Source organism: Streptomyces sp. NPDC039462, from assembly GCF_055639375.1.
In genome coordinates this window covers 207,829-233,581 of sequence record NZ_JBVKAO010000001.1, presented here as the reverse complement: position 1 = coordinate 233,581, position 25,753 = coordinate 207,829, and the positions used below count along the sequence as shown (strand labels likewise).

Annotated in this window: 18 protein-coding genes; 12 read left to right on the top strand and 6 right to left on the bottom strand. The window is 67.9% G+C overall.

Annotation, left to right across the window (positions count from 1 at the left end; all coding sequences use genetic code 11):
• Positions 1 to 34 precede the first annotated feature (34 nt).
• The 7 genes from ACZ7LU_RS00885 to ACZ7LU_RS00855 all read left to right on the top strand — a co-directional run bounded on the left by ACZ7LU_RS00885 (position 35) and on the right by ACZ7LU_RS00855 (position 8,558).
• The gene (locus ACZ7LU_RS00885; protein WP_398305352.1) at positions 35 to 763 is read left to right on the top strand and encodes a DUF6073 family protein; all 729 of its coding nucleotides are present in this window, start codon (positions 35 to 37) and stop codon (positions 761 to 763) included.
• 17 nt (positions 764 to 780) lie between these two features.
• Positions 781 to 1,506: a hypothetical protein gene (locus tag ACZ7LU_RS00880; protein ID WP_471915250.1), complete on the top strand. Its 726-nt coding sequence runs from the start codon at positions 781 to 783 to the stop codon at positions 1,504 to 1,506.
• 56 nt (positions 1,507 to 1,562) lie between these two features.
• The gene (locus ACZ7LU_RS00875) at positions 1,563 to 2,777 is read left to right on the top strand and encodes an ABC1 kinase family protein (RefSeq protein ID WP_471915249.1); all 1,215 of its coding nucleotides are present in this window, start codon (positions 1,563 to 1,565) and stop codon (positions 2,775 to 2,777) included.
• A gap of 34 nt (positions 2,778 to 2,811) precedes the next feature.
• Positions 2,812 to 5,250, top strand: a complete 2,439-nt coding sequence (locus ACZ7LU_RS00870; RefSeq protein ID WP_471915248.1) for an ATP-dependent Clp protease ATP-binding subunit — start codon at positions 2,812 to 2,814, stop codon at positions 5,248 to 5,250.
• Between the two features lie 35 nt (positions 5,251 to 5,285).
• The gene (locus ACZ7LU_RS00865; protein WP_398305341.1) at positions 5,286 to 5,648 is read left to right on the top strand and encodes a VOC family protein; all 363 of its coding nucleotides are present in this window, start codon (positions 5,286 to 5,288) and stop codon (positions 5,646 to 5,648) included.
• Positions 5,649 to 5,717: 69 nt separating this feature from the next.
• On the top strand, positions 5,718 to 6,824 hold the full coding sequence (locus ACZ7LU_RS00860) for a methyltransferase (RefSeq protein ID WP_471915247.1): 1,107 nt from the start codon (positions 5,718 to 5,720) through the stop codon (positions 6,822 to 6,824).
• A gap of 231 nt (positions 6,825 to 7,055) precedes the next feature.
• Entirely contained in the window at positions 7,056 to 8,558 is a 1,503-nt protein-coding gene (locus tag ACZ7LU_RS00855; protein ID WP_471915246.1) for an MFS transporter, read from the top strand.
• 41 nt (positions 8,559 to 8,599) lie between these two features.
• Here the strand turns inward: ACZ7LU_RS00855 and ACZ7LU_RS00850 are convergent, their stop codons facing one another.
• From ACZ7LU_RS00850 to ACZ7LU_RS00830, 5 genes are all read right to left on the bottom strand, one after another.
• Positions 8,600 to 9,055 carry a pyridoxamine 5'-phosphate oxidase family protein gene (locus ACZ7LU_RS00850; RefSeq protein ID WP_398305332.1) on the bottom strand — a complete coding sequence of 152 codons (456 nt, stop codon included), beginning with the start codon at positions 9,053 to 9,055 and terminating at the stop codon, positions 8,600 to 8,602.
• 59 nt (positions 9,056 to 9,114) lie between these two features.
• Positions 9,115 to 9,600 carry a hypothetical protein gene (locus ACZ7LU_RS00845; protein WP_398305329.1) on the bottom strand — a complete coding sequence of 162 codons (486 nt, stop codon included), beginning with the start codon at positions 9,598 to 9,600 and terminating at the stop codon, positions 9,115 to 9,117.
• A gap of 122 nt (positions 9,601 to 9,722) precedes the next feature.
• On the bottom strand, positions 9,723 to 10,121 hold the full coding sequence (locus ACZ7LU_RS00840; protein WP_471915245.1) for an ArsR/SmtB family transcription factor: 399 nt from the start codon (positions 10,119 to 10,121) through the stop codon (positions 9,723 to 9,725).
• Complete coding sequence (locus ACZ7LU_RS00835; RefSeq protein ID WP_471915244.1) at positions 10,093 to 11,487, bottom strand: DHA2 family efflux MFS transporter permease subunit; 1,395 nt, start codon at positions 11,485 to 11,487, stop codon at positions 10,093 to 10,095. Before ACZ7LU_RS00835 ends, ACZ7LU_RS00840 begins: the two co-directional genes overlap by 29 nt.
• 111 nt (positions 11,488 to 11,598) lie before the next feature.
• Positions 11,599 to 12,402, bottom strand: coding sequence for a helix-turn-helix transcriptional regulator (locus ACZ7LU_RS00830; protein WP_471915243.1), 804 nt, complete (start codon positions 12,400 to 12,402; stop codon positions 11,599 to 11,601).
• Between the two features lie 455 nt (positions 12,403 to 12,857).
• On the opposite strand from ACZ7LU_RS00830, the gene ACZ7LU_RS00825 reads away from it, so the two are divergent.
• The 5 genes from ACZ7LU_RS00825 to ACZ7LU_RS00805 are packed head-to-tail and all read left to right on the top strand — an operon-like array spanning position 12,858 to position 23,431.
• On the top strand, positions 12,858 to 13,919 hold the full coding sequence (locus ACZ7LU_RS00825; RefSeq protein WP_471915242.1) for a DUF1702 family protein: 1,062 nt from the start codon (positions 12,858 to 12,860) through the stop codon (positions 13,917 to 13,919).
• Positions 13,916 to 15,880, top strand: coding sequence for a CRTAC1 family protein (locus ACZ7LU_RS00820; RefSeq protein WP_471915241.1), 1,965 nt, complete (start codon positions 13,916 to 13,918; stop codon positions 15,878 to 15,880). The genes ACZ7LU_RS00825 and ACZ7LU_RS00820 overlap by 4 nt, the downstream gene beginning before the upstream one ends.
• Entirely contained in the window at positions 15,877 to 16,935 is a 1,059-nt protein-coding gene (locus tag ACZ7LU_RS00815) for an enediyne biosynthesis protein (protein WP_468562672.1), read from the top strand. Before ACZ7LU_RS00820 ends, ACZ7LU_RS00815 begins: the two co-directional genes overlap by 4 nt.
• 4 nt (positions 16,936 to 16,939) lie before the next feature.
• Positions 16,940 to 22,933 (top strand): SDR family NAD(P)-dependent oxidoreductase, encoded by a 5,994-nt coding sequence (locus tag ACZ7LU_RS00810; protein WP_471915240.1) that lies wholly within the window; start codon positions 16,940 to 16,942, stop codon positions 22,931 to 22,933.
• A 3-nt stretch (positions 22,934 to 22,936) separates the two neighbouring features.
• Positions 22,937 to 23,431 carry an acyl-CoA thioesterase gene (locus tag ACZ7LU_RS00805; protein WP_471915239.1) on the top strand — a complete coding sequence of 165 codons (495 nt, stop codon included), beginning with the start codon at positions 22,937 to 22,939 and terminating at the stop codon, positions 23,429 to 23,431.
• A gap of 96 nt (positions 23,432 to 23,527) precedes the next feature.
• Here the strand turns inward: ACZ7LU_RS00805 and ACZ7LU_RS00800 are convergent, their stop codons facing one another.
• Positions 23,528 to 25,717 carry a WD40/YVTN/BNR-like repeat-containing protein gene (locus ACZ7LU_RS00800; RefSeq protein WP_471915238.1) on the bottom strand — a complete coding sequence of 730 codons (2,190 nt, stop codon included), beginning with the start codon at positions 25,715 to 25,717 and terminating at the stop codon, positions 23,528 to 23,530.
• Positions 25,718 to 25,753 lie beyond the last annotated feature (36 nt).

Sequence of the window (25,753 nt, the reverse complement as noted above, 5' to 3'; positions counted from 1 at the left end):
AACCAGACCGCGAAAACTTCAACCGGAGGATCTGATGAGCCTCATGAAGGAGCTGCGCGAGGGCGCGGCTGTCGAGGGCGCCGAAGGTTCGGCGCTGCACAACGCCGAAGTGGTCAAGGGACACGATCTCGCCTGGGGCGGCGACCTCTACACCATCCGTCCCTACACCCTGGGTCCGGCCGCGCTGGAGGCCTTCACCGTCCGCGAGCGCATCCACGTCGCGATCGACGGGCTCGGCGAAGACCTGGTCGACCTCCACGGCATCGGCGTCTACCGCCGGCACGAGCCGCGGATCGGCGCCGAGGGCGAGACCGAGCTCACGTGGCGCACGGCGACCATCGGCGCACAGTTCCTCTCGCTGCAGGTCGTCGGCGAGAGCGACGTGTTCGGGCAGATCAGGGTGACCAACACCCCGAGCAAGAGTGAAGGCGCCACCGTGTCGCCGAACCTCGTCCCGGGCCCGGTGGACCCCGAGATCACCCCGATGAAGAACTGCGTCACCGCGCTGTACCCGCGGTTCGACATCGAGAACCTCGGCGCGATCATCGACACGGGCGACGTCCGCGTCGATGTCGAGTCGCGCGTCAACATGGTTCCGCCGATCGGCGACGTCTCCCGGACATCGACGTCGTACGCGCTGTACGACGGCGACCGCCGGGTCGGGACGCTGCTGGCGGCGGACCTCGAGATCGGTGCCCTGCTGCACCACATCCCGGTGAAGAACGCGACCAACCCGGTCGAGTTCGCAACCATCTCCGCCTGAGCCAGGAGCAACCGGCGGTGAATGATCGTGGACGGGCCCGCGTCAATCTGGGCGCGGGCCCGCTCACAGCGTACGCATTCGGTGTTTCCTCCTCGATCGGTCATCGCGCGATGCGCTACACCTTCGCCCGCGCCGCGCTCGACCACCGGTTCCTGACCGCGGTGCGGATCGACGCCCCGCAGACCCTGAGCCGTACCGAGGTGGCGATCTGGGAAGACCTGACGCGGCCCGGTGGCTGCCGGATCCGTACCTTCATTCCGACGATGCGGGCCCCCAAGGAGATCGACCGGCCGCAGATGTTCGACTGCCTCCCGCTGACGGACATCAGTTATCTGGACCTCATGCGCACGATCTGCCCGAGTCTGCTTCCCACGGCCTGTGCCGAGGTGGCGTCGAACGGATCGTCGTGGGCGACGTCGCTCGGCGCGTCGGCCAAGGTGCTGTACCGGTCGGGCGACCTGGCGGTCACCGAGTTCCTCGTCGACGACCATGCGACACCGGTGGCCAGGCTGGTGCACCGGAACGACGTGCTCGAACGGTGCTGGCAGGTCCTGGAGTTCGGCAGCGAAGCCGACCACGGCATGCCCGTGCGGCTGCGGGTCGGTCGAGCAGGCGTCAAGAAACCGACGATCTTCGAACGGGTCACTCCGGTGACCGCGTTGGCGCGGCATCCCGGCGTCGAGGACGCCGTGCCACTCCTGGACGAGGCCCATCGACAACTCTTCGGCACGGGGTCGGTATGAAGCGTGCAGCGAATCGCGGCCGGGGCGCCGTGCGTACCACGGCTCGGCTCGTGTCCGTGGCGGCAGCGACGGCACGGGTGGCCGGTGCCGCACTCGTCCACCCGGGGCGGGCGGGAGACGCGGCCGCCGATTCCCTCGTCCGCGCCGTCGAGTCGCTCGGCGGGGCCTACATCAAGGTGGGCCAGCTGCTGGCCACCCGGTCGGACCTCATCGGTCCACGCCTCGCACATCGGCTGTCGCGACTGCAGGACGACGTCGCCGCGATGAGCATCACCGACGCGCTCGCGGTGCTCGACCGTACGCGACCGCCCTTGCCGGCGAGTGCGTACGCGGCGGTGGCGGAGGGTCCCGTGGCAAGCGGTTCGATCGCCTGCGTGTACCGGTGGGAGCCCGAACTCGGCGCCGCTCCCGTGGCGTTGAAGTTACGGCGGCCCGACGCGGCCGCGACGGTGCCCGTCGACACGGCCATGCTCCGCTGGTTCGCGCGGCTGTGTGCGAAGACGCCGTGGATGCGTTCCAGCCCGGTCGTCGCGATCGTCGATGATCTGTGCGCCGCCGTCCTCAACCAGCTCGACCTGGACCGTGAACGCGTCATGCTGACCCGGTTACGGGAGGCCCTGAAGGACGAAGCGCGCATCGTCATTCCGGCACCGGTCGATGAATACTCCAACTCGGAACTGCTCGCCATGGAGTTCATCACCGGCTTGGACCGTCAGATGTTCGCGACGGCCACACCGAGCCTGCGCGACGAGGGCATCACCACTCTGGTCCGCGCCATGTACGAACTCGTTTTCGTGCATGGCTTCGTCCATATCGACTTGCACCAGGGAAACGCCTACCTGCTCCCGGACGGGCGGCTCGTTCTGCTCGACGTCGGGTTCGCGCACGTGCTCAGCGAATTCTCTCGCGAGCGTTTCACCCGGTTCTTCGGCGGCATGGTGACCGGGCGCGGCCAGGAGTGCGCGGAGATCCTGCTCACCACGACGAAAGGGGTCGACCACCACGGTCAGAACCTGGCCCGGTTCCAGGCGGAGGTCGTTCGGCTCGTGGAGGAGTCCGCCGAACTCGATGTCGCGAGCTTCTCCGTTCCCCGCTTCGCCGCGCGGCTGTTCCAGATTCAGCAGAGCAACGGCTATTACGCCGAGCCCGAGATGATGTTCCCGCTGCTGTGCCTGATCGCGCTCGAGGGAACCGTCAATGAGCTGGCGCCACACATGGACTTCCAGATAGAGGCCGCTCCCTACATCATGTCCAGCCTTATCGACCAGTAGCCGGGGAAGACCTATCAGTAGCCGGGGAAGACCTATGCCCGACAAGTTCAGCGACGCCGCCGACCGTGTGCTCAGCTTGGCCGAAGGGCAGGCGCAACGCTTCAATCATCCCTACGTCGGCCCCGAGCACCTGCTCCTCGGACTGGCCGATCACGCGCAAGGGGCGGCCGCACGCGTCCTCCAGGACAACGGCGCTTCCGTGGACACGCTCCATGAGCGGGTCCATTTCATCCTCGGGGAATCCGAACCTCGTCCGGCGACGGAGCTGCCCACGACCCCGCAGGTCACCGAGGTGCTCAGCGCCGCGGCTCGGCAGGCCGAGCGCCGTGGTGACCCCACGGTGGAGCCCGCGCACATCCTGCTGGCCCTCCTCGCTCAGACGTCGAACAATCTCAGCGTCGACATTCTGCTCAGCCTCGGACTCGACCCGGGAAATCTGCGTTCCGAACTTCTGAACGCCATGGCGGCGGAGGCGGCGACCGAACTCCGGTCCCCCGCGGTCGAGCCGGTCCCTTTCAAGCCTGCGGGATCGCAGCTCCTGGATCAGTTCGGCGTCAATCTCACCCGACAGGCCGCCGAAGGGAAACTCGACCCCGTCATCGGCCGTACCGCGGAGATTCGACGGCTGACCCAAGTGCTTTCGCGGCGCGTGAAGAACAACCCCGTGCTGCTCGGGGACGCCGGCGTGGGGAAGACAGCCATCGTAGAAGGACTGGCCCGCAACATCGTCGATCGTGCGGTGCCCCCATCGCTTGCCGACAAGCAGCTCTACTCGATCGACCTGGCGTCGATCGTCGCCGGTTCGCGCTACCGGGGCGACTTCGAGGAACGCATCAAGGACGTCCTCAAGGAAGTTCTGGGGCGCGGCGACATCATCGTGTTCATCGACGAGGTGCACATGCTGGTCGGTGCGGGTGCCGCGGAGGGGTCGATCGATGCCGCGAACATTCTCAAACCCATGCTCAGCCGCGGCGAGATGAAGCTCATCGGCGCGACCACCCACGACGAGTACCGCAAGTCGCTGGAGAAGGACTCGGCTCTCGACCGGCGTTTCCAGCGGATCAGCGTCGACGAACCCACCCCGGACCACGCCGTCGCCATCCTGAACGGGCTCAGGCCGCTTTTCGAAGCGCACCATCGAGTGACGATCGCCGACGCGGCGATCCGGGCGGCCGTCGACTTGTCCTGCCGCTATCTGCCCACGCGGTTCCTGCCCGACAAGGCGATCGACCTGATCGACGAGGCCGCAGCGGAAGTCGCGCTCCGGCTCGACGCGACGTCGACCGAGGTGGTGGCCGACGACGTGGCGGCGGTCGTGTCGCAGCAGACCGGCGTACCGGTGTCGACGATGTCCCGCTACGAGTCGCAGAGGCTCGGACAGATGGCAGACCGGCTGCACCGGCGCGTCGTCGGCATGGACGAGGCGATCCAGGCCGTCAGCAAGGCGATCAAACGCGCCCGCACGGGAATCCGTGATCCGCGCCGGCCGACCGGCTCGTTCATATTCGCCGGCCCGACCGGTGTGGGCAAGACAGAGCTGGCCAAGGCGTTGGCCGAGTTCCTCTTCGACGACCAGGACAGTCTGGTGCGGTTCGACATGTCCGAGTTCGGCGAGAGTCACACGGCTTCACGACTCGTCGGTGCGCCGCCCGGGTACGTGGGCCACGACGAGGGCGGCCAGCTGACCGAACGCGTCCGCCGCAAGCCGTTCTCGGTCGTGTTGTTCGACGAGGTGGAGAAGGCCCACGTCGATGTGTTCAACACGCTGCTGCAGGTGCTCGACGAAGGGCATCTGACGGACTCCGCGGGCCGCCGGGTGGACTTCACGAACACGGTCATCATCCTCACCACCAACCTCGGCTCGCGCGACCTCGCCAGAGGTCGTCTCGGCTTCACCGAAAGCGACGGCGGCAGCGGCAGCGGCAGTGATCGCGACCGCGACCGCGACCGTCGGTACGAGCATCTGAAGCAAGTGGTGACCGCCGAGCTCAAGCAGCACTTCAGCCCCGAATTCCTCAACCGGCTCGACGACATCATCGTCTTCCCCGAGCTGACGCGCGACGACATCCTGGCCATCGTCGGCCTGCTGGTGAGCGGCCTGGACGCCCGGCTGAGCGCCAACGGCATCTCGATCGAAGTCACCCCGGCCGCCCGCGCGCACGTGGCGGACCACGGGCACCACCCGAAGGAAGGGGCGCGGCAGCTGCGTCGAGCGATCCAGACCCACATCGAGGATCCGCTGACCGAGATGGTGCTCACCGAACGGGTCACCGCCGGCCAGACAGTCCGGATCGACACCGACGCGGACTCCGGCGAGCTCACGCTGACCCCTCTGAATCCGCCTTCCGCCATGGATGGCGACAGTTTGGATAGCGAGATCGTCATCGAGGCGAACGGCGACATCGAGCCCTCCCAGCCGTCGGCGGAGTGCGCCGTTGACGCTCCGAAAGACCGTAAGGTAAGTTCAGACTGACTTAAGAAGTGATACCTATCTGGGAGGAGCACGGGATGGGCCAGCGACTCGCGTACTTCGAAATCACCTCGTCCGAGGACGCCGAGCGTCTCCAGTCGTTCTACGCCGACCTGTTCGGCTGGACCGTCAACCAGGTGCCCGACATGGGTGGGTACGCCCTCGTCGACACCCAGTCCGGCGAAGGCTCCGTGACCGGCGGGATCGGTCCGGCCATGGGCGAGGCCGGCGTCCGGGTGTACTTCCACGCGCCCGACCTCGGTGCCGCGCTGAAGCGCGCCGAGGAGCTGGGAGGCACGAGGGTCATGGAGCCGACCGAGCTGCCCGGCTTCGGCAACGTCGCGGCGTTCGCCGACCCGGACGGAAACACCATCGGCCTGTGGGATCAGCCTTCCGCCTGACTCGCCGGCGCCCGGGCGGGCGAGCGGGACCGGCCTGTGACGACGACCTGATCAGGGATCGGAGCAACCATGACCTCAGAGCCTGGTGGCCGCAAGGGATCATCGTCGGCGTCACCTGCGGGCAGTCACGCTGCTCCTGGCGCAAGCCCTCGACAGCAGATGTTCTCGCTGCTGATGGGTTGTTACGCCTCACAGTGCCTCGCGGTGGCCGCTGATCTAAGGATCGCCGACCACTTGCACGAGGCGCCGCAGCGGCCGTCCGACCTCGCCCGCGACACGCAGTGCGATGCCCGGGCCATGCACCGGCTCCTCCGGGCCCTGGCCGGCATCGGGGTGTTCCACGAACGCGACGACGGTTCCTTCGAACTCACCGCCACGGGCGATTTGTTGCGCTCCGACGCCCCCGGGTCGCTGCAGCCGATCGCACGGCTGATCGGCTCGGACCTTCAGTGGCCCACGCTCGGCAAGCTGGGTCACACGGTCAGAACGGGGGAGCCGGCGTTCGAGCACGTCTTCGGGATGACGATGTGGGAGTACCTCGCCACACACGCGGACGCGCACGCCTTGTTCCACGCGTCGATGAGCGCGTTCTCCATCGCCGAAGTCCGCGCGATCCTCGACAACTACGACTTCTCGGATGCCGTCACGGTGGTCGACGTCGCCGGCGGACAGGGACACCTCCTGGCCGCGATCGTCGACAAGTATCCGCACGTGGAAGGCATCCTCTTCGAGCGGCCGGAGGTGACCCGCGAGGCCCGCGACCAATTCGTCGCGAACGGACTGGGGCACCGGTGCCAGGCGATAGCCGGGGACATGTTCTCCACGATCCCGTCCGGAGCCGACTGCTACATCATGAAGTCGGTTCTCCACGACTGGGACGACGAACGCGCGACGCAGCTGCTCCGTACCTGCCGGGACGCGATGGTCGACCGGGCGACGCTACTGATCATCACGCGTGTGGTCCGGCCCGCGAACGAACCCGATCTCAGCAAGTTCCAGGACCTGAACATGCTCATCAACCTCAACGGCGCGGAGCGTACGGCCGACGAGTTCCGTGAACTCCTCAGGAATGCCGATCTTCAACTCGACGAGATCATCGCGACACCGAGTCCGCTGAGCATTCTCGTCTGCACGTCGGACACCTCCCGTCAGCCGGAGCCACCGACTTCTCCCTGATTGCTGTAATGCGATCGGGTAAACCGGGACGAGGACGCTCGCCACCGCGGCCCGCTAATCTCATCAGGGTTTCGACTGATGAGGGGGATGCTCATGGCGATGAGGGGACTCGGTCTCATCCGGGGGGATTTCGAACACCCCGTTGCATTCTGGCTCGGAGTCCTGGCGTGCACCACGGGCGTCGCGCTCCACCTGCCGATGTACTTCTCGGCGCACCACATGAATTACGTCATGTCCGGAATGCAACCGGACGCCGCCATGATCACCGGAATGGTGCTCATCGTCCTCGGACTCATCGCGGTCGTCTACGGCCTGCTGCCCCGACGCGGGGCCCAAATCAGGAATTCGGCGCGGTCCATCCGCGTCACCGCCATCGACGACGCCCCGATACGGGGCCAGCACATCGCACTGCTCATCGTTCTCGCCGTCGCGATCACGATCGACGTCATGAAGCCCGCGACGCTGGCGTTCGTCGCGCCCGGCTTCGCCCAGGAGTACGGGCTCAAATCCCCGGCGAATCCGCACGGGGACATTCCCATCTCCTGGCTCCCGCTCGCAGGGATCACCGGAACGGTCATCGGTTCGCTGATCTGGGGCGTGCTGGGCGACCGCATCGGCCGGCGCTCCTCGATCCTCCTCGCCGGAATACTGTTCATCACCACCTCGATCTGCGGCGCGATGCCCGGCTTCAAGTGGAACCTGCTGATGTGCTTCATGATGGGGCTCGGCGTCGGCGGCATGATCCCGATCGCCTTCGCGCTGATGGCCGAGACGATCCCCGCACGCCACCGCGGCTGGCTGATGGTCCTGATCGGCGGTGACATCGCCGGCGCGTACCTCATCACGAGCTGGCTTTCCGGCTGGCTGACCCCGACCTACGGCTGGCGCATCCTCTGGCTCATCGGCCTGCCGACGGGGGTGCTGTTCATCGCGCTGAACTACTGGATCCCCGAATCGCCCCGCTATCTGATCGCCCGCGGCCGGAACGAGGAGGCAAAGGCGATCATGACCAGGTACGGCGCGAAGGTGCAGGAGACCCCGAGCGAGTCAGCGGCCTCGGAGACGCCCGCCCTGCGCGGCTATCACCAGCTCTTCCGGCGTCCGTTCGCCGGTTCCACGCTCGCGATCCTGGTCCTCGCCGCCGGCGCCGGCCTCATCACGTTCGGCTTCCAGCTCTGGGTGCCGACCAATCTGCAGCACCTCGGATACTCGTCGGTGAAGTCGGACTACGTCGTGCGCAACGCGGCGCTGCTCGGACTCCCCTTCACCGTGCTCGTGGCGGTGGCCTACGGCTGGTGGGGAAGCCGCAAGACGATCATCACGCTCTCGGTGGTGTCGGCGCTGGCGCTGGGCGGCTTCGTGGTGGCGGGCGACTCGCTGGCCGACCACCACCTCGCGCTCTCGTTGCTGCTCATCGTGCCGCTCTCCGCCGTCAGCTCGGTGACGGCGGTCGTCTCGGCGTACGCCGCCGAGGTGTACCCGACGATGCTGCGCTCGCGCGGCTCGGGTCTCGCGGCCGGCATGACCAAGCTCGGCGGCGTCCTGATCATCGCGGTGGTCGTGGCCAGCACCACCGTCCCCTCGATCGCCGCGACCGCGCTCATCGGAGCCGTGCCGCTGCTCCTGGCGGCCGCGATGTTCCTGTGGTTCGGGCCCGAGACCAAGCACCGAAGCGTCGAGGAGATCACCGGCGAGCTGCTGGCCACCGAGGCCGCTTCGCCGGCAGACCGCTGAGCACCTGTCTTCACGTCAGTCAGCGGTCGCCGCAGCCGAGTTCAGTCGACGGGGTACGGCAGCCACTCCCCTTTGAGCATCACTGTCCGGCCACGCAGCTCGTGAAATCCGTTCCACACCTGAACGCGGCGAGGGCGCAGCCGGATGTAGAGGTAGCCCTGCATCTGCCGCGGGTCATGGGAGACGGCGGCGAAGCGGTCGGCGAGGTCCGTGGCGACCTCTGGAACCTGCACGAGACCGTCGAGAACGGTATCGATCATCACCACATCAGCCGTGGTGCCCACTGCCACGCGTGCCCGCCCGGTCTCCCGGAGGTTGCGGACGGTTTTGCTGTTCTCTCCGGTGGCAGTGACGATGGCGTCGTCATCGCTGACGAACGCAACGGGAATCAGGTGCGGCCCGGAGCGCCCACCGGTCGACAGCCACATCTGCCGTTCCTGCTGGAGCCGGTGGCGGGCGACCGCCAGGCGTTCGTCATGGGTACGAGGCGTCGGCATATCCAGACAACGAGCGCCCCCGAGATCAGGTCACTAGTTACTGCCGAGATCGGGTCTCGTTACTGCTCGGACTGCTTCGCGCATTCCTCGGCGAAATGGGACAGGGTGACCCGCCACCCTTCCCCGTAACTGCAGTCCGTGGGCAGCGATGAGGGGTCGACATTCTCCCAGCCGGTGTGCTCGATGGACACACGCGTCGAGCGGTCGGTCAGCTTTTGGAAAATCAGTTCGACATTGGTCGCGGAGCCGGGAATCACATCCCACTGAAGCACGAATCCATGAGGCGGATTCCAGCTGGTGATTACGCCCCAATTGACCTCGCCGTCCGCCCTGACCTCGTACATTCGGCCGCCGACACGCTTCTCCACGACGACTTCTTTGATCTGGTCCCGCCCCAGCGAGTAGGACTGCAGCGGCCACCAGTCCGCAACCCGGCCGACGAACGTCGAGAACGCAGACTCCTGGCTGCAATTCACGACGACACTCGCCCGCACAACATGCTGGTCGGCTACGACACTCGGGTGCCCGGCGTTTGCTGAGCTCATCAACCTAGCCCTCGGTGTTGTTCGGCAACGGTGCGTGTCCCGGCGTCATGTCCGCACGACACCGTTCGACAGCAGCAGCTCGCCTTGACAGTCCGCGACGCCGCCAGGATACCGTCCGTGCTCTAGACCGGCATCCCTTTCCCGGGACTGGCCGATTCGTCGCCGTGGTCGCTGTCGCCGTGCGTGTCTCTCTCGGCTTCCTCCGCGATTTCCTTGGCAAGCGCGAGACTGTTGGACCACAGGTCGTTGAAGTATTGGTGCAGTATCGCGATTCCGTCGGCCCGTGTTCGGTAGAGCCGGTTTCTTCCGGCGCGACGCTCCTCGACTAGTCCCGCCTCCTTGAGAACTCGAAGGTGTTGCGAGACGGCTTGGCGGGTGACCGTGAAGTGCCCCGCGATCTCACCGGCGGACAATTCCTTTGTGGCCACCAGTTCGAGCATGGTGCGGCGGTTCTCGTCCGAGAACGCCCGCAGGACCGCTACGGTCGATGCTTCATCCGGCTGTTTCGAGAGCCTCATCATGGTCCGGCGCCGCCGTCTTCTGCTGTCGGATGACCAGTACGGCGACAATCGCTCCGAAGATACTGAGCACGCCGATCCCGACCAAGGCGGGACTAACCCCTTCGGCCATACTAGCAGCAGTGCCGTAGTCGCCGAATGCGGCGAACCACGCGGTTACCATCGCGACGCCGAATACCGCGCCGACGTACGCGAACGTCTCACTGGACCCGGAAGCCATCCCGGCTTGCTTGGGAGTCGCCGACCGCATCACCGCGGAAGAGACCGAGGGGAACGCGATCGCGGTACCCACGCCGGCACAGAGGAGCGGAAGCCAAAGACTGCCGTACCCTACCGCCGAATCGGACATTTCTGTTCCGATCCAAATAAATGCCACGCCGGGCAACAGCAGGCCCACGGTGACCAGGTATCGCTCACCGATCTTGTCCGCCAGCTGACCGACGAACGGTGAAATCACCAGAGTCAATGCCGTCCACGGCAGCAGGCGTACACCGACTTCGATGGGATCGTGCCTCAGCCCGAGCTGAATGTATTGGGTGAGGAGGAACGCCGGACCGAACATTCCCGCATTGAGGATGAAGTTGGATACGCACCCCGCGGACACGTTCTGATTTCGGAACAGGCTCATATTGATCATGGGCTCCGCCACCCGGCGCTCCCACAGGACGAAGCACACGAGCAGGAGCGGCCCGACGATGAGCCCTCCGAGGATCGTGACATCGGTCCACTCCCGCTCCGGACCGCGAATGAGCGCCTGCACGATGAGCAGGACCGCGGAGGTGGCCATGAGGAGGCCGACCGGGTCGATCTTCCTCGAGCCGCCGAAGGACTCGGGCACGTGCATGCGGGCGAGGACGACGACGCCGATCCCGATGGGCACGTTGAGCCAGAAGATCCAGTGCCAGCTGAAGCCCTGGATGATCGCGCCGCCGACGACCGGTCCGGACGCGACGGCGATGCCGATGACGCCACCCCAGATCCCGATGGCTTTTCCTCGCTCCTCGGGCGGGGTCACCGAGGTGATGAGCGCGAGGGTCAGCGGGAGAACGATCCCGCCACCGATGCCCTGCACGACCCGCGCGCCGATGAGGAACCCCAGCGACGGACTGACGGCACACAGGATGGAGCCGACCGTGAAGACCGTCAGGCCGATCGAGAAGACCCGCAGGCGGCCGAAGCGGTCGGCCAAGGTCGTGCCCGTGAGGATCAGTGACGCGAAGGCCAACGTGTACGCGTTGACCGCCCAGCTCAGATTGCCCGCGTCCCCTCCGAGGTCCTCGTGCAGCGTCGGCAAAGCGGTGGCCACGACCAGGTTGTCCAGACTCACCATGAAGTTGGTGAGTGCAGCAAGGGCGATCGTCCAGGCCACCTGCTGTTTGGGAAATGTGTCTCGTGCCGGCTGCATCACACTGCTCCTGTCTTGCACCTCAGCAGAACGCCCAAGGACGGCTCCCTAACGATTTATTACGTTAGTGAGGACTTACATGTGAGTCAAGGCAGGGCAGTCACGCACGCGCGCCTGCGCCACGGGAGCTCGCGTGCTGCTCCACAGGAGGCTGGAGAGGTAACGATCGAGCCCCGGGACCGAGAGGAGCGAGGGCGCCATCCCCGTCGTGGGCTTCCGCAGCACGACGTCGGCGCTGATCCGGCCGGCCGGGCGGACGTCGAACTCTTCGCTCACGCCGACGAGAGCTTCCGCCAATGAGTCCTCGGATCCCCTCTCGACCGCGATCGCCCGCATGAGCCATTTGCCGGACGGCAGGCCGCCGAAGGAGAAACCCTCTTCGGGGTCCACGAACCTCGCGGCGATCGGCGGCATAAGGGGCCTCGTGCTCGAGAACACGCTCACGTGGGTGCGCGTCCCGCGATTCCGTGGAGTACCGATCAGCCGGCCCATGACGCAGCCACGGGGGTTGAAATCGTGGACGACGCCTGGCACGACCAGGTCGAAGAGCGTGAGATCGGCTCGTGACGACCGCCTGTACTGGGACGGGGTGAGCCCGACGACATCGGTGAACCGAGTCGTGAAGGTCCCGAGGCTCCGGTATCCGACCGAGGACGCGACGTCGGACACCGTTGCCACGCTTGTCGACAGAAGCTGTTTGCTCCGTGCCATCCGGACCGCGCAGAGAAAGCGGCCGGGTGAGCATCCCGCTTCTCGTCTGAACTTCCGGGCGAAATGAAACTTGCTGTACCTGACGAACGTTGCGATGTCGCCGAGACTCAGTGGGTATCCGCAGTTCTCCCACATGTAGATCATGCTGTCCGCAACTGGATCAGACATGGCTACCTCCGATCGCGTGATCGAATATTTGCCAGGGGATCTACAAGGTGCGTTTCTACAAATAGGCACAGCTCGCCGTCGCACGGCGCCACTTGTGCTGCCGCGCAATGCTCTGACGGAAATGGCAGACGTACAGCTGAATGATGTTCTGCTGCGGCACGATTGCGGTTGTGCAAGGCCCGGGTGAGTCGGCTGACCCTGCCGGAACAGGAACCGGGGAATCCACATCCCCTCCACCACGCGCCGGGTCGCCCCCCTCCCCCGACTCCCTCGTAACGCTCCGCGCGAGCCGCCCCTGACCAGCGCCGACCTCGCTCTGCGCGCCGGCCCGTCAACGGCCGTGAGGGAGAGAGATTACTAACCTTTTTTCAATTGAGCAATGAGAGAGAAACGCTCGACGGCTGTTCGATGCGAGTCTCTGGGTGACGTGGCGCAGTCGGACGCGAGGTGCTGGCATGGTTTCGTGGTTAGGACACATCCGTCGTATATCGCTCACTCCCGGCGCGAATCAGGCTTTGTTACGCAAACGCGGCTTCCCCGAACGCGACCTTCATGCGAAGACGTCCCTGGAGATGGCCGGCGGATCGTTCATCGAAGGGTTCGGCGTCGCGGCCCAGAGTTCGACCGCCGCTGAGGCCACCGTCACGCTGGCAAGGATCGACGGCATCCGGCGAGGATTCGCCTTCGAGGGCGCGGCCATGGCCATGGCCATACGCGACGCGCTGCCGCTGGGCCACCGCCACCACGTCTCCGACCTCCTCGAAGCGGCCGACGACCACATCTACATGATTCACGTCGGCGTCGGCTGGTCGTTCGCCCGACTCCCCCGGCCGCTGCGGCGCGCGGCGGCGGCCGGCCTGACCGACCCCACCCTCACGTGGCTGGCCCTGGACGGCTACGGCTTCCATCAGGCCTTCTTTCACACGGACAAGTACGTGAAGCGGCAGTACATCGACCCCGATCCGCCCGTGCCGACGAACCACCACCCCGAGTACGCCCCGCACGCGATCGACCAGGGAATCGGACGAGCCCTCTGGTTCGTCGCGGGTGCCGATCCGAACCGGGCAGTGCGGCTGATCGAGGCGTTCTCACCGCGGCGGCACGAGGATCTCTTCGCCGGACTCGGGCTGGCCGCGACCTACGCGGGCGGAGCGCCCCCCGCCGAGCTCGCAGAACTCGCCGAGCGCGCGGGCAGGCACCGGGCCGCCCTCGCACAAGGATCCGTATTCGCCGCCGAAGCACGGACACGGGCACACATCACACAGCCGCACACCGAGACCGCGGTCCGGGCGATCGCGGGGCTGCGCGTCACCGAGGCGGCCGCCATCGCCACGCAGAGCCGTCCGTCGGGACACACGGTCGACGGGCAGGTGGCGTTCGAGGTGTGGCGTCGCCGCATCATGCGGCGCTGGGCCACCGACGACACAGCGGCCGACGGGGCGGGTGCCCCCTCGACATCCCGACAGCCCTCGACATCTCGACAGCCCGACACCGACGGGGTGAAGGACGGCTCATGAGAGAACGCATCCGAACGCTCACGCCTGCCCTCTGCGCCGTCCTGCTCGCCGCTTCCCTGTTCGCGGTGACCCGAGCAGCGGTCGCGGCGCCGGATCCGAAGGAGGTGGCACCGGACTACAAGTTCACCTCCATGTCGCTCCCGATGCCGCCCGGTTACGAGAAGCTTCCGAAGAAGAAGGTCCGCGAGGTCAACCCCTCCTATCACAAGATCCGTTCGTGGATCTCGTCCGTCGGCGCCAGTGTCGCCATCAACGACCTGACCGGGCACGGGCGGGCGAACGGCGTGTGTCTCGTGGACACCCGCACGGACTCGGTGGTCGTCACCCACACTCCGACCGCTCCGGCAGCCGACCGCTTCACTCCCTTCACCCTCGATGCCGCCCCTCTCCACATCGACTCGACGATGGCGCCGATGGGCTGTGCGCCCGGCGACTTCGACAGCGACGGGCGAATGGACCTGCTGGTCTACTACTGGGGACGCACACCGATTCTGTTCATGGCGGACGAATCCGCACCGGGCCGCTCTCCGGCGTACCGCCCGACCGAAGTGGTCCCGTCAGCCAAGGGTGTGGACAGGTACACGGGCGAACAGTGGAACACCAACGCCGTGTCGATCGCCGACTACGACGGGGACGGTCACCCCGATCTGATGATCGGAAACTACTTCCCGAACTCTTCCGTCCTCGACCCCGACGGCCAGGACGACGTCGTCATGAACGACTCCATGTCGAACGCGAAGAACGGCGGCGGCATCCGGATGCTGCGCTGGGTGCGCAACGACGACGGGCGCCCGGTGTACGCGGAGGACAAGAAAGCCGTCCCGTACGACGACGCGACCGGCTGGACCCTCGCCCTGGGCAGTGGTGACCTCACCGACGACCTTCTCCCCGAGGTCTATGCGGCGAACGACTTCGGGCACGACCACCTCTTCTACAACAAGTCGACGCCCGGCAACATCCGGTTCGGCACCGCGACCGGCGAGCGCGGCTGGACCACACCCAAGTCGTTCGTCCTGGGCCAGGACTCCTTCAAAGGCATGGGCGTGGACTTCGTCGACCTCTACGGCCGCGGCAAGTTCGACATGATCGCCAGCAACATCGCGACGGCATGGGGCCTCGAAGAGAGCAACTACGTGTGGCGCAACGACGCCCGCACCCCGAAGAAGATGGCTACCGAACTCGGCGCCGGCCATGCCCCCTTCTCCCAGCAGGCGCAGGAGGCCGGCCTTGCCTGGTCCGGCTGGGCCTGGGACATCAAGGGTGCCGATCTGCAGAACTCCGGCAAGCTCGATGTCCTGCAGACCGCCGGCTTCGTCCAAGGCGCCAAGCACAACCGCTGGCCGTGGCTGCAGGAACTGGCGACCAGCAACGACGTGCTCCTGCGAGAGCCCGGCATGTGGCCCAAGGTGGGCCCCGACGACGACATCGCGGGCCACCAGCCGATGGCCGTGTACGCACCGACCGACTCCGGCGAGTACGTCAACATCGCCGACGAGGTCGGCATCGACTCCAAGACCCCGACCCGTGGGATCGCCGTCGGCGACACCCGTGGAAACGGGACGCTGGACTTCGCCGTCGCCCGGCAGTGGGGTCCGCCGGCCTTCTACCGGAACGATTCACCGGACATGGGCCGCTACCTCAAACTCCAGCTGTACCGGCCCGCCGCCAAGAAGGACAGCGGCGCCCTGTCAGCGCCCGGAACGCCCGCCTACAACGCGACCGTCACCGTACGGACGGCCGACGGCCGCACGATGCGGAGCCAACTCGACGGCGGCAGCGGGCACAGCGGCAAGCGGGGCTTCGACGTGCACTTCGGCCTGGGCACCGAGAACCAGCCCGTGAGCGCCACCCTCGCATGGCTCGACAACCAGGGCGAGCGCCACCGGAAGACCGTCCGGCTCACCCCGGGCACGCACACCTTCATGCTCACCGACACGGCCGAGGAGGTCAGCGCCCCGTGACGACCCAGAGTCCCAAGCCCGTCGACCGGAACGTCCGGGAACAGTCTCCTCTCCCCGAAACGACCTCACCGTCACCCACGTCATCGCCCGCCAAGCCACCCCGCGCCGACTCGAAGCCGCCTGCCCCGGCCCCCGGTAAGGATCCGCGCTACCTCGCACTGCGGAACTTCGCCCTCTCCATCACGGTCTTCAACATCCTGGGCTACACCCTGCTGGGGTTCGAACAGCCGCCCCTGTGGCCGTTCCTGGCGGTGGCCAGCGCGTACGCCATCGATCTGGCCTTCGAGACACTCAGCGCGTGGGCACAGCGCCGGGCACCCCGCTTCCGCGGCCGGGGCATGCGCGGGGTCTACGAGTTCCTGCTTCCCGCGCACATCACGGCACTCGCGGTGAACATGCTGCTGTACGCCAACAACCAGTTCTGGCCGGTCCTCTTCGGCGTCGCCGTCGCCGTCACCGGAAAGTATGTGTTCCAGGCGCCGATCGGTGGCCGCATGCGCCACTACATGAACCCGTCGAACCTCGGCATCAGCGTCGCGCTGCTGTGCTTCGGGTCCTGGGTCAGCGTCGCGCCGCCCTATCAGTTCGGTGAGAACATCAACTCGCTGTTCAGGATCGCGATCCCCGTCATCCTCGCCACCGCCGGCACGGTGTTGAACGCGAAGCTCACCGGCAAGATTCCGCTGATCGTGGGGTGGCTCGGCGGGTTCGTGATCCAGGCGATCCTGCGCCACGAGCTGTTCGACGTCGCGCTGATGGCCGCGCTCGGCACCATGACCGGCACGGCCTTCCTCCTGTTCACCAACTACATGATCACCGACCCCGGCACCACACCGTTCAAGCCACGGGCCCAGTTCATGTTCGGCGCCTCGACCGCGATGGTCTACGGAGTGCTGATGGTGTTGAACGTCGTCTACACGCTGTTCTTCGCCCTCACGATCGTGTGCGCGATCCGCGGGATCTCCGTGTGGATCGGCGTACTCATCGCCAGGCGCAGGGCCGTGGCCGAGTCGTCCGCAACACCGAACCGTCGGCGAGGCGCGCAGGAGGCCTAGCTCCATGACACGCATAGCGATCGTCGGGATGGCCTGCACATTCCCTGACGCGGAGACCCCGAGGCAGCTCTGGGAAAACGTTCTTGCCGGACGCCGGGCGTTCCGACGCCTGCCGGACGTGCGGCTGAGCACGGCGGACTACTATTCCGCCGACCCGGCCACACCGGACCGGCATTACGCCACTCATGCCGCGGTCCTCGAGGGCTGGGAGTTCGACCGGGCGAAACACCGCGTCGCCGCGAGCGTGTACCGGTCCACCGACATCGCGCACTGGCTGGCCCTGGACACCGCCGCGGCAGCGCTGGCGGACGCCGGCTTCCCCGAAGGCGAGCGGCTCGACCGTTCCCGCACCGGCGTCATCCTCGGCAACACGCTGACCGGAGACATGACTCGGGCCACCGGCATGCGGCTCAGGTGGCCCTACGTACGACGTACCTTGGCGAAGGCCCTGGAGGACAAGGACTGGCCGGTCGACGAGATCGCCGATTTCCTCGACGCGTACGAGACCCTGTACAAGGCCCCCTACCCCGGTATCAACGAGGACAGCCTGGCCGGCGGCCTCGCGAACACCATCGCGGGACGCATCTGCAACCACTTCGACTTCGGCGGTGGCGGCTTCATCGTGGACGGGGCCTGCTCGTCGTCCCTGCTCGCCGTGGCGAACGCCGGCAACGCCCTCTCCGCGGGGCAGATCGACACCGCCGTCGTCGGCGGAGTCGACACGTCCATCGACCCGTTCGAGCTCGTCGGCTTCGCCAAGGCCGGAGCACTCGCGACCTCGCAGATGTCGGTCTACGACCGCAAATCGAACGGCTTCTGGCCGGGCGAAGGCTGCGGCATCCTGGTTCTCGTCCGGGAGGAGGACGCGGTCGCGCGCGGCATGCGGATCTACGCGACCATCGCGGGCTGGGGCGTGTCGTCCGACGGCCACGGCGGTATCTCCCGGCCCGAGGCGGACGGTCACCTGCTCGCCATAGAACGCGCCTATCGGATGGCCGGCTTCGGTGCCGAGACCGTCGACTACTTCGAGGGGCACGGCACCGGTACGGCGTTGGGCGACCGGACCGAGCTCGACGTGTTCAACCGCGTGAGCGCGGACCGGCCGGCCGACGGCGAGCCCGTCTACCTCGGCACGATCAAAGGCAACATCGGGCACACGAAGGCCGCCGCCGGCGTCGCCGGCCTGATGAAGGCCGTCCTTGCCCTGCACCACGGCACGATCCCGCCCATCGCCGGCAACAGCGAGCCGCACCCGATGTTCGACAGCCCCGACACGCGGCTGCGGCTTCCCCGTACGCCGCGGCCGTGGCCGACGTCGCCTCCTTCAGGTCCACCGGGCAGCGGGGCAGGTGAGCGGCCGCGCCGCGCGGGCACGTCGTCGCTGGGGTTCGGAGGGATCAACGCCCACGTCGCCCTGGAGTCCACCCAGCCGGCGGAAGCACTTCCGGCGGCTCTCCACCGGCATCTGGCACACACGCCCCAAGACGCCGAACTGCTGGTGCTGTCGGCATCCTGCTTCGACGACCTGGAGGGCAGACTCCGGCACACCGCGGACGCCGCGGCCGTCTGTTCCTACGCCGAACTCGGCGACCTGTCCGCCGAACTCACGCGCACCGACTCCGAGTTCGCCTACAAGGCGGCGGTGGTCGCGGCCGAGCCCGCGGCGGCGGCGTCGAGTCTCCGCGCGCTCGCCGATGCCATCGCGGCAGGCGAAACTCATGTGTTCGCGCCACATCGTGGTCAGTTCTTGGCCCACTCCGCGAAGGCGCCCCGGATCGGGTTCCTGTTCCCGGGCCAGGGCGCCCCAGGACGTGGTGACGGCGGAGGCCCCGCGCACCGGTTCGAAGTCGTCCAGGATCTCTACGAGCAGGTGGGCACTCGGCCCGCGGGCGCCGCGACCGAGGACGCTCAGCCGCGCATCGTCACTGCTTCCCTTGCCGGGTTGCGGATCCTCGACCGGGCAGGGGTGTCGGCTTCCGGCTGTGTCGGGCACAGCCTCGGCGAACTCACCGGCCTGTACTGGGCGGGGGTCTTCGACGAGAGGTCGGCCGTCGAGATCGCCGCTTTCCGCGGCGAAGCGATGCGCAACGCGACCTCAGGACCTGCGGGAACCGAGTCCGGGGAGGCGCCGTCCGAGGCCGGCTCGATGGCGTCGATCCGCACCTCCGCGGCACAGGTCGAGCCCTTGCTCGCTGGAACTCAGGTCACCGTCGTCGGCTACAACGGCCCGCACCAGACTGTCGTCGCGGGCCCCGCGAACGATGTCGACGCGGTGGTCGACGCGGCGAGGAGGGCCGGGTTGCACGGCGCCAAGCTCGCCGTCTCCCATGCCTTCCACACACCGCTGGTCGCCCCGGCCGCCCACGAGTTGCGCGGATACCTCGACGAGATCCGCATCGGCGAGGTCAAACGGACGGGACTGTTCTCGACGGTCACGGCGGAACCGGTGGAGCCCGGATCGAGCGTCGTCGATCTCCTGGCACGGCAGGTCGTGGCACCGGTGCGGTTCGCCGACGCCCTCGAGCGGCTCGCCGACGAGTGCGACCTGCTCATCGAGGTGGGGCCGGGCACGATCCTGTCCGGCCTTGCGGCCGAGGTGTGCCCGACCGTTCCGGTCGTCTCGATGGACACCGACGACAGCTCGGTCGCCGGCATCCTCCGAACGCTCGCGGGATGCTATGTGCTGGGCTCGGGCCCTGATCTGGTGGCCCTCGCGGCCGAGCGGTTCAACCGGCCCATCTCGTTGGACAAGCAGTTCACCTTCATCGAGAGCCCTTGCGAACAGGCGCCGGACGTCTCCCATGTCCCTCGGGCAGCGGCCCGGCCTCGCCGGACCGGGGCCGACCGTACAGACGTCCCTGCCGACGCGCCTGCCGGTGTCTCTGCCGACGTGCGGAGCCCCCTGGACACACTGCGCCACCTCATAGCCGACCACGTCGAGCTTCCGGTCGCCCAGATCCAACCCGAGACCCGCCCCCTCGACGATCTGCACCTGAACAGCATCACGATCACCCAGCTGATGAGCGAAGTCCTCAAGACGTTCGGCGCACCGGTACCCGAGCCGAGCACCAGCGTGGCGACCGCCACCATCGCGGAGCTGGCGGAGGCGATCGACGACCTCGCTCACACAGCCGGTGACGGAGCGGACAGCAAGGCGGCAGACGACCTGACGGGCGTCGGTACCTGGGTTCGGCCGTTCGTGGTCGAGCACGCCCCGACCCCGCTGCCGCCCGTCCCGGACGAGGAACGGCCCGGAACGTGGGAGGTGTTCGCTCCCCCGGACGACGCGGGTGAACCACTCGCGCAAGCGGTTCGGCAGCGACTGGAGGCCGCCCCCGTCGGCGACGGGATCTTGCTCGTCAGCGGCGCATCCGAGGACGAAGACCCCGCCGGCATGACCGCCCGCATGGTCGACGCGGCAAGGCTGGCCGTCGAGCGCGGTACCCGACTCGTCGTCGTCAACCGCGACCGCAGTGCCTCCGCCCTGGCCAAGACGGTCCATCTGGAGGCACCGGTGGTACGTACGACGATCGTGGACCTCGCCGACCGCCTCGCGCCCGACCAGGCGGCGCGGCTGGTCTGCTCCGAGGTGGCCACCACGCGTTCCTTCCGCGAGGTCTCCTACGACGGCGACGCTCGGCGGACCGAACCCGTTCTCCGTGAACTGACCACCGGGCACGACGGCTATCCCGTCGGTGCCGGCGACGTCGTCGTCGTGACCGGGGGCGCGCGCGGCATCACGGTCGAGTGCGCGGCCGCCCTGGCCGACGAGACGGGCTGCACGCTGGCGTTGATGGGGCGGGCCGACGCCGCAGCCGACGAGGAGGTCGCTGCGAACGTCGCTCGTCTGCGGGACTCGGGCACCAAGGTGAGCTACTACTCCGCCGACGTCACCGACGTACGACAGGTGGCCGCCGCCACCGAGGCGATCCGGAAGGAACTGGGCGACATCACCGGGATCCTCCACGGCGCCGGTATCAACACCCCTGTTTCCATAAGCTCGTTGACGTACGACGAACTCGAAAGCACCGTTGCCGTCAAGGTCGACGGATTCCGCAACGTCCTGAACCATGTGGACCCCTCCGACCTGCGGCTCGTCGTCGGGTTCGGCAGCATCATCGGACGCGCGGGGCTGCGCGGCGAAGGCCATTACGCCACCGCGAACGACTGGCTGCGGTCGGCGATCGACTCGCTCGACGCACAACTGCCGCAGTGCCGCTGCCTGAACATCGAGTGGTCGGTGTGGTCGGGCACCGGGATGGGCGAACGACTCGGCGTGCTCGACGTACTGACCCGGGAAGGGATCGAGCCGATCCCCACGGACGTCGGGGTCACCGCCCTGCTGGATCTGCTGCGCACGCGGTCGGCCCCGTCGAACGTGGTGGTGCTCGGCAGGGCCATCGGTCTCCCGACCATCACGTTCGCGCCGACCGAACTGCCCTTGCTGCGCTTCCTCGAACGTCCGCTCCTGCACTTCCCCGGTATCGAGCTGATCGTCGAGGCCGACCTCTCCTCGACGGCCGACCCGTATCTCGACGACCACCGGCTGTCCGGGCATGCGCTGTTCCCGGCGGTCATGGGCATGGAGGCGATGGCTCAGGTCGCGGCGGCCCTGTTCGGTGACGAAAGCCCGGTCGAGTTCCGCGACATCGAGTTCAACCGCCCCATCGGGGTCTCCGCGGACGGGACGACGACGATCCGGCTCGCCGCGCTGCGGACCGGTGATGAAGTCCAGGTCGCGATCCGATCGGCCGAAACGCTGTTCCAAGTCGATCACTTCCGTGGAGTGTGCCTACGCCGAGACGATCCCGACCTCTCGCGCACCGGGCGCCAAGAGGCGTGGGGGTCGACGGCCGGGACGCAGCGCTGGGACCCGCTGATCAAGGCTGCCGACCGAGCCGCGGACATCGGTCCGACGACGATGGACATCGAAGTCGACTTCTACGACCGGATCATGTTCCACGGCCCCCGGTTCCGCTCGGTGACCGACTTCCGCCTGATGTCGGCGCGGCGATGTGTCGCGCGGATCCGCTGCTCCGACAGCCGCTGGTTCTCTCCCGTCCTGCCGGGCGCGCTGCTGCTCGCGGACCCGGCTGCGAGGGACGCGTTCATGCATGCGCTGCAAGTGTGCGTCCCCGACGCCACCCTGCTGCCGTCCAAGATCGGCCGAGTACGGTCGTTCCCCCACCGGCAGAAGACCGGAGAAGTCACCCTGGCGGCCACCGAACGCGCCCACGACGGAAACACCTACGTCTACGACGTCATGGTCCGCGACGACCAAGGGGCGCCGGTCGCGATCTGGGAGTCGCTCGAACTGACCGCTGTCCCGTCACACCGCACGGGCCGCGCGTGGACACCCGAGCTGCTCGGTCCGTACCTGCAGCGTCATCTCGACGGTGTGCTCCCCGAACCGCTGCGTCTCGCGATCATTCGCGATCGCCCCTCGGCGTCCTCGGGTTCGCTCCGCGGCAGCGGGGCGACCGCCGGTCCCGGCAGCGCCCGGCGCATGCCTAGTCGACGGGCCACCACGGAGCGCGCGCTGGCTGCCGCGTTCGGACACCCGGTGGCGTTGCGGCATCGCCCCGACGGCAGGCCCGAGACGACCGAACCGATGAGCGCGACCCACGGGTCCGGCCTCACCGCCGCCGTGGCCTCCTCTCGTCCGGTCGGCTGCGACATCGAAGCGGTCCGGGAACGCACCATGGAGCAGTGGCGCGACCTGCTCGGGCTGTCCGGCGTCGCGCTCGCGGAGATGTGCAGCACCGCGGGCAACGAGTCGTTCGCCACCGCGGCCACCAGAGTCTGGAGCGCCCGCGAGGCGGTCATGAAGCTCGGTGTGACCGTGACGCGGCCCAAGTTGATCCTGGACGGGCGATCCCACGACAACGGCTGGCTCGTGCTGCGTCATGGGCGCGATCTGGTGTGGACGTTCGCCGCCACGCTGGCGGCGCCCACCCCGGACGAGGTCATCGTGATCGCCGTGACGGAGAAGGGCTGAACCGTGCCGAGCTTCGACATCCCGCACCTGGTCGGCTTCGAGGAAACCAACCTCGTCGGCAACGTCTACTTCGTGAACTACTTCCGCTGGCAGGGCCGGTGCAGGGAGATGTTCCTCAAGGAGAAGGCCCCGGACGTCCTGCACGAGATCGCCCACGGTCTCAAGCTGTTCACCATCAAGTGCGAATGCGAGTACTTCGCCGAACTGACGGCATTCGACCACATATCCATCCGCATGACGCTCGTCGACCTCACCCAGACCCAGATCGAGTTCGAGTTCACCTACGTCAAGATCGACGAGCCGAGCGGAACCGAGCACCTGGTCGCAAAAGGCCGCCAACGCGTCGCGTGCATGCGCGGCGACGGCGACCAAGCCACGCCGACCCGCGTCCCGGAGAGCCTGCGACGGGCGCTGGAACCCTATGGGGTCGCGAGGGGCGGGGCTGTGGCGTCCGGTGCTGGAGTGCCCGGAGCTGGAGTGCCCGGCGCGGGTCAGTAGCCGCGCAACGGGTCGGTTGCGCGGCGGGCCGCCCTCCTGACCGTGATGTCGCCTCGGTCAGGAGGGCGGCCCGTTGTCACGGGTGCTGCACTGGCGTCAGGACGGGTCGCCGTACTGGAGGCCGCGTCCGTTGGTGCCGACGTAGACGCGGCCGTACGTGTCGGGATCGCCGGTGACGACGCCCTGGCTGCCGATGGCGCCCCACTGGTGGGCCTTGTCGTTGACGCGGGTCCAGGTGGCGCCCTTGTCGGTGGAGCGGAAGACGCCGGTGACACCCTTGACCGTGCCGATCAGGTACAGCGTCTGGTACGAGGCGCGCGGCGCGGCCTTGCCGAAGCCGACCGCCGAGGCGGACGTCACCGAGGTGAGCCGGGTGAACGTGCCGCCACCGTCCGTGGAGTGGAACAGGCCCTTGCCGCCGCCCGCGATCCACAGGTCGCCGGCCCGGCCAGGGAGGGCCTTGAGGCGACCGTCGGCGGGCAGGCCGGTCGCGCGGGCGGTGAAGGTCGCGCCGCCGTCGGTGCTTGCGTAGAGGGTGCCGCCGGTCAGGGAGTAGAAGGTGCGGGCGGCAGAGCGGTCGGCGACGACCTCTGCCCCCGTGCCGAGCCCCCGCACCTTCGCCCAGGTCGCTCCCTTGTCCGTCGAGCGGTACGGGGCCTGCCCGGACTGGGTCCACACCAGCGTGGAGCCGTCCGCCGCGAGGGCGATACGGCCGCTGTGGGCGCCGGCCACCGGTTCGGCGGCGAAGCCCCGCCAGGTGACGCCGCCGTCGGTGGAGTAGGCGCCGTCCTGCTTGCCGCCCGTACCGACCCGCGCCATCACCGACGGCTTCGACGCGGCGTAGTCGATGTCGGTGCTGTTGCTCATCAGCGGGTTCTTCATCCGCCCGGACGGCACCCGCGTCAGGTCGGTGTGGCGGAATCCGCCCTGGTCGCCCATGGCGGTCAGGACGGTCGCGCCGCCGGGCGGGGCGATGGCGTCAAGGATCGCCGTCTCTTCAAGTCCCTTGGCCCCTGCGGTCCAGTGGCTCGTACGGGCGTCGGCGTCCTCGCTCCGCCAGATCCCGTTGCCGGTGCCGTACAGCACGTGCCCGGAGTCGAACGGGTCGATCGCGAGGGCCGTCATCCAGTGACCGGTGTGGGTGCCGACGTACGGCGCGCCGGAGGCGTCCCGTACGGACTTGCCGGAGAGGGCCTTCCAGCTCGAACCGCCGTCCGTGGTGCGGTAGATCTCGTCCTCGGGGTACCAGCGGCCCAGCGTCGTGACCATCACCGTGGACGGCTTGCGCGGGTCGACCGCGAGCCCCGCGAAGCCGTACGAGCCCTGCGAGGGGGACACGTTCTGCCAACGGGCGTGGTTCGGCGCGTACTTGTGGACCGAGCCACCGGTGACGCCGTTGGGCCCGAGGTTGTCGGTGTACGTCACGTACAGCGTGCCGTCGCCCGTGACGACACCGTGCTGTGGCAGCTGGCCGGTCGGCTGCCCGGCGACCGGCTGCCAGGTGCCTCCGCCGTCGGTCGACCGGTAAAGGGACGTGGATTTGTCGGCGACACCGACGTACACGACGCCGCTGCCCTTCGGCCCGTACGTCACGAACGAGATGCCGGCACCGCTGCCCGCCCCGTCCTTGACCGGGAAGGACTCGACCTGACGCCAGGTCGCGCCGTAGTCGGTGGACCGCCACAGCCCGTTCTTACGGGAGCCGAGGAGCAGGTTCGCGTGGTTCGACGGGTCGACGACGAGGCGTTCCCCGGCGCCGCGGCCGTCCTCGTTGCCGCCGAGCTTGAAGGGCAGCTCGGTGCGCTTGAAGGTGCGGCCGCGGTCGGTGGAGCGGAGGATCGCGCCGTTGCCCGCCCAGTCGTTGGTGTACGTGCCCGCGCCGAGGTAGAGCCGGTCGGGGTCGACGGGGTCGGTGGCGAGGGAGTCGATGCCGAGCAGGTTCCAGTCCTTCTCGCCGAGCCAGTCGGTCAGCGGGATCCACTTCTCGGCGCGGGCGTCCCAGCGGTACGCGCCGCCCATGTCGGTGCGGGCGTACAGCAGACCCCGCTCGCGCTGGTTGAAGACGAGGCCGGGGACGTAACCGCCGCCGACGGTCTGCGCGTTCTGCCACTTGTACGGTGCTGCCGCGGACGGCCGCGCCTTCGCGGCCTGGGAGTCGTCCTGCGTGAGCAGCAGGTATGGCACGGCCGCGGCGGGCACGGCGAGCAGCAGGGCGAGGGCGCCCCGGCGGCGACGGTGCAGACCGCGCCGCCGGGAGTTCGTGCGGGTGGGGGGTGAGGTGTTCATGGAGGGGACTTGCGCTCCTAGTACGTGATGGGCTGG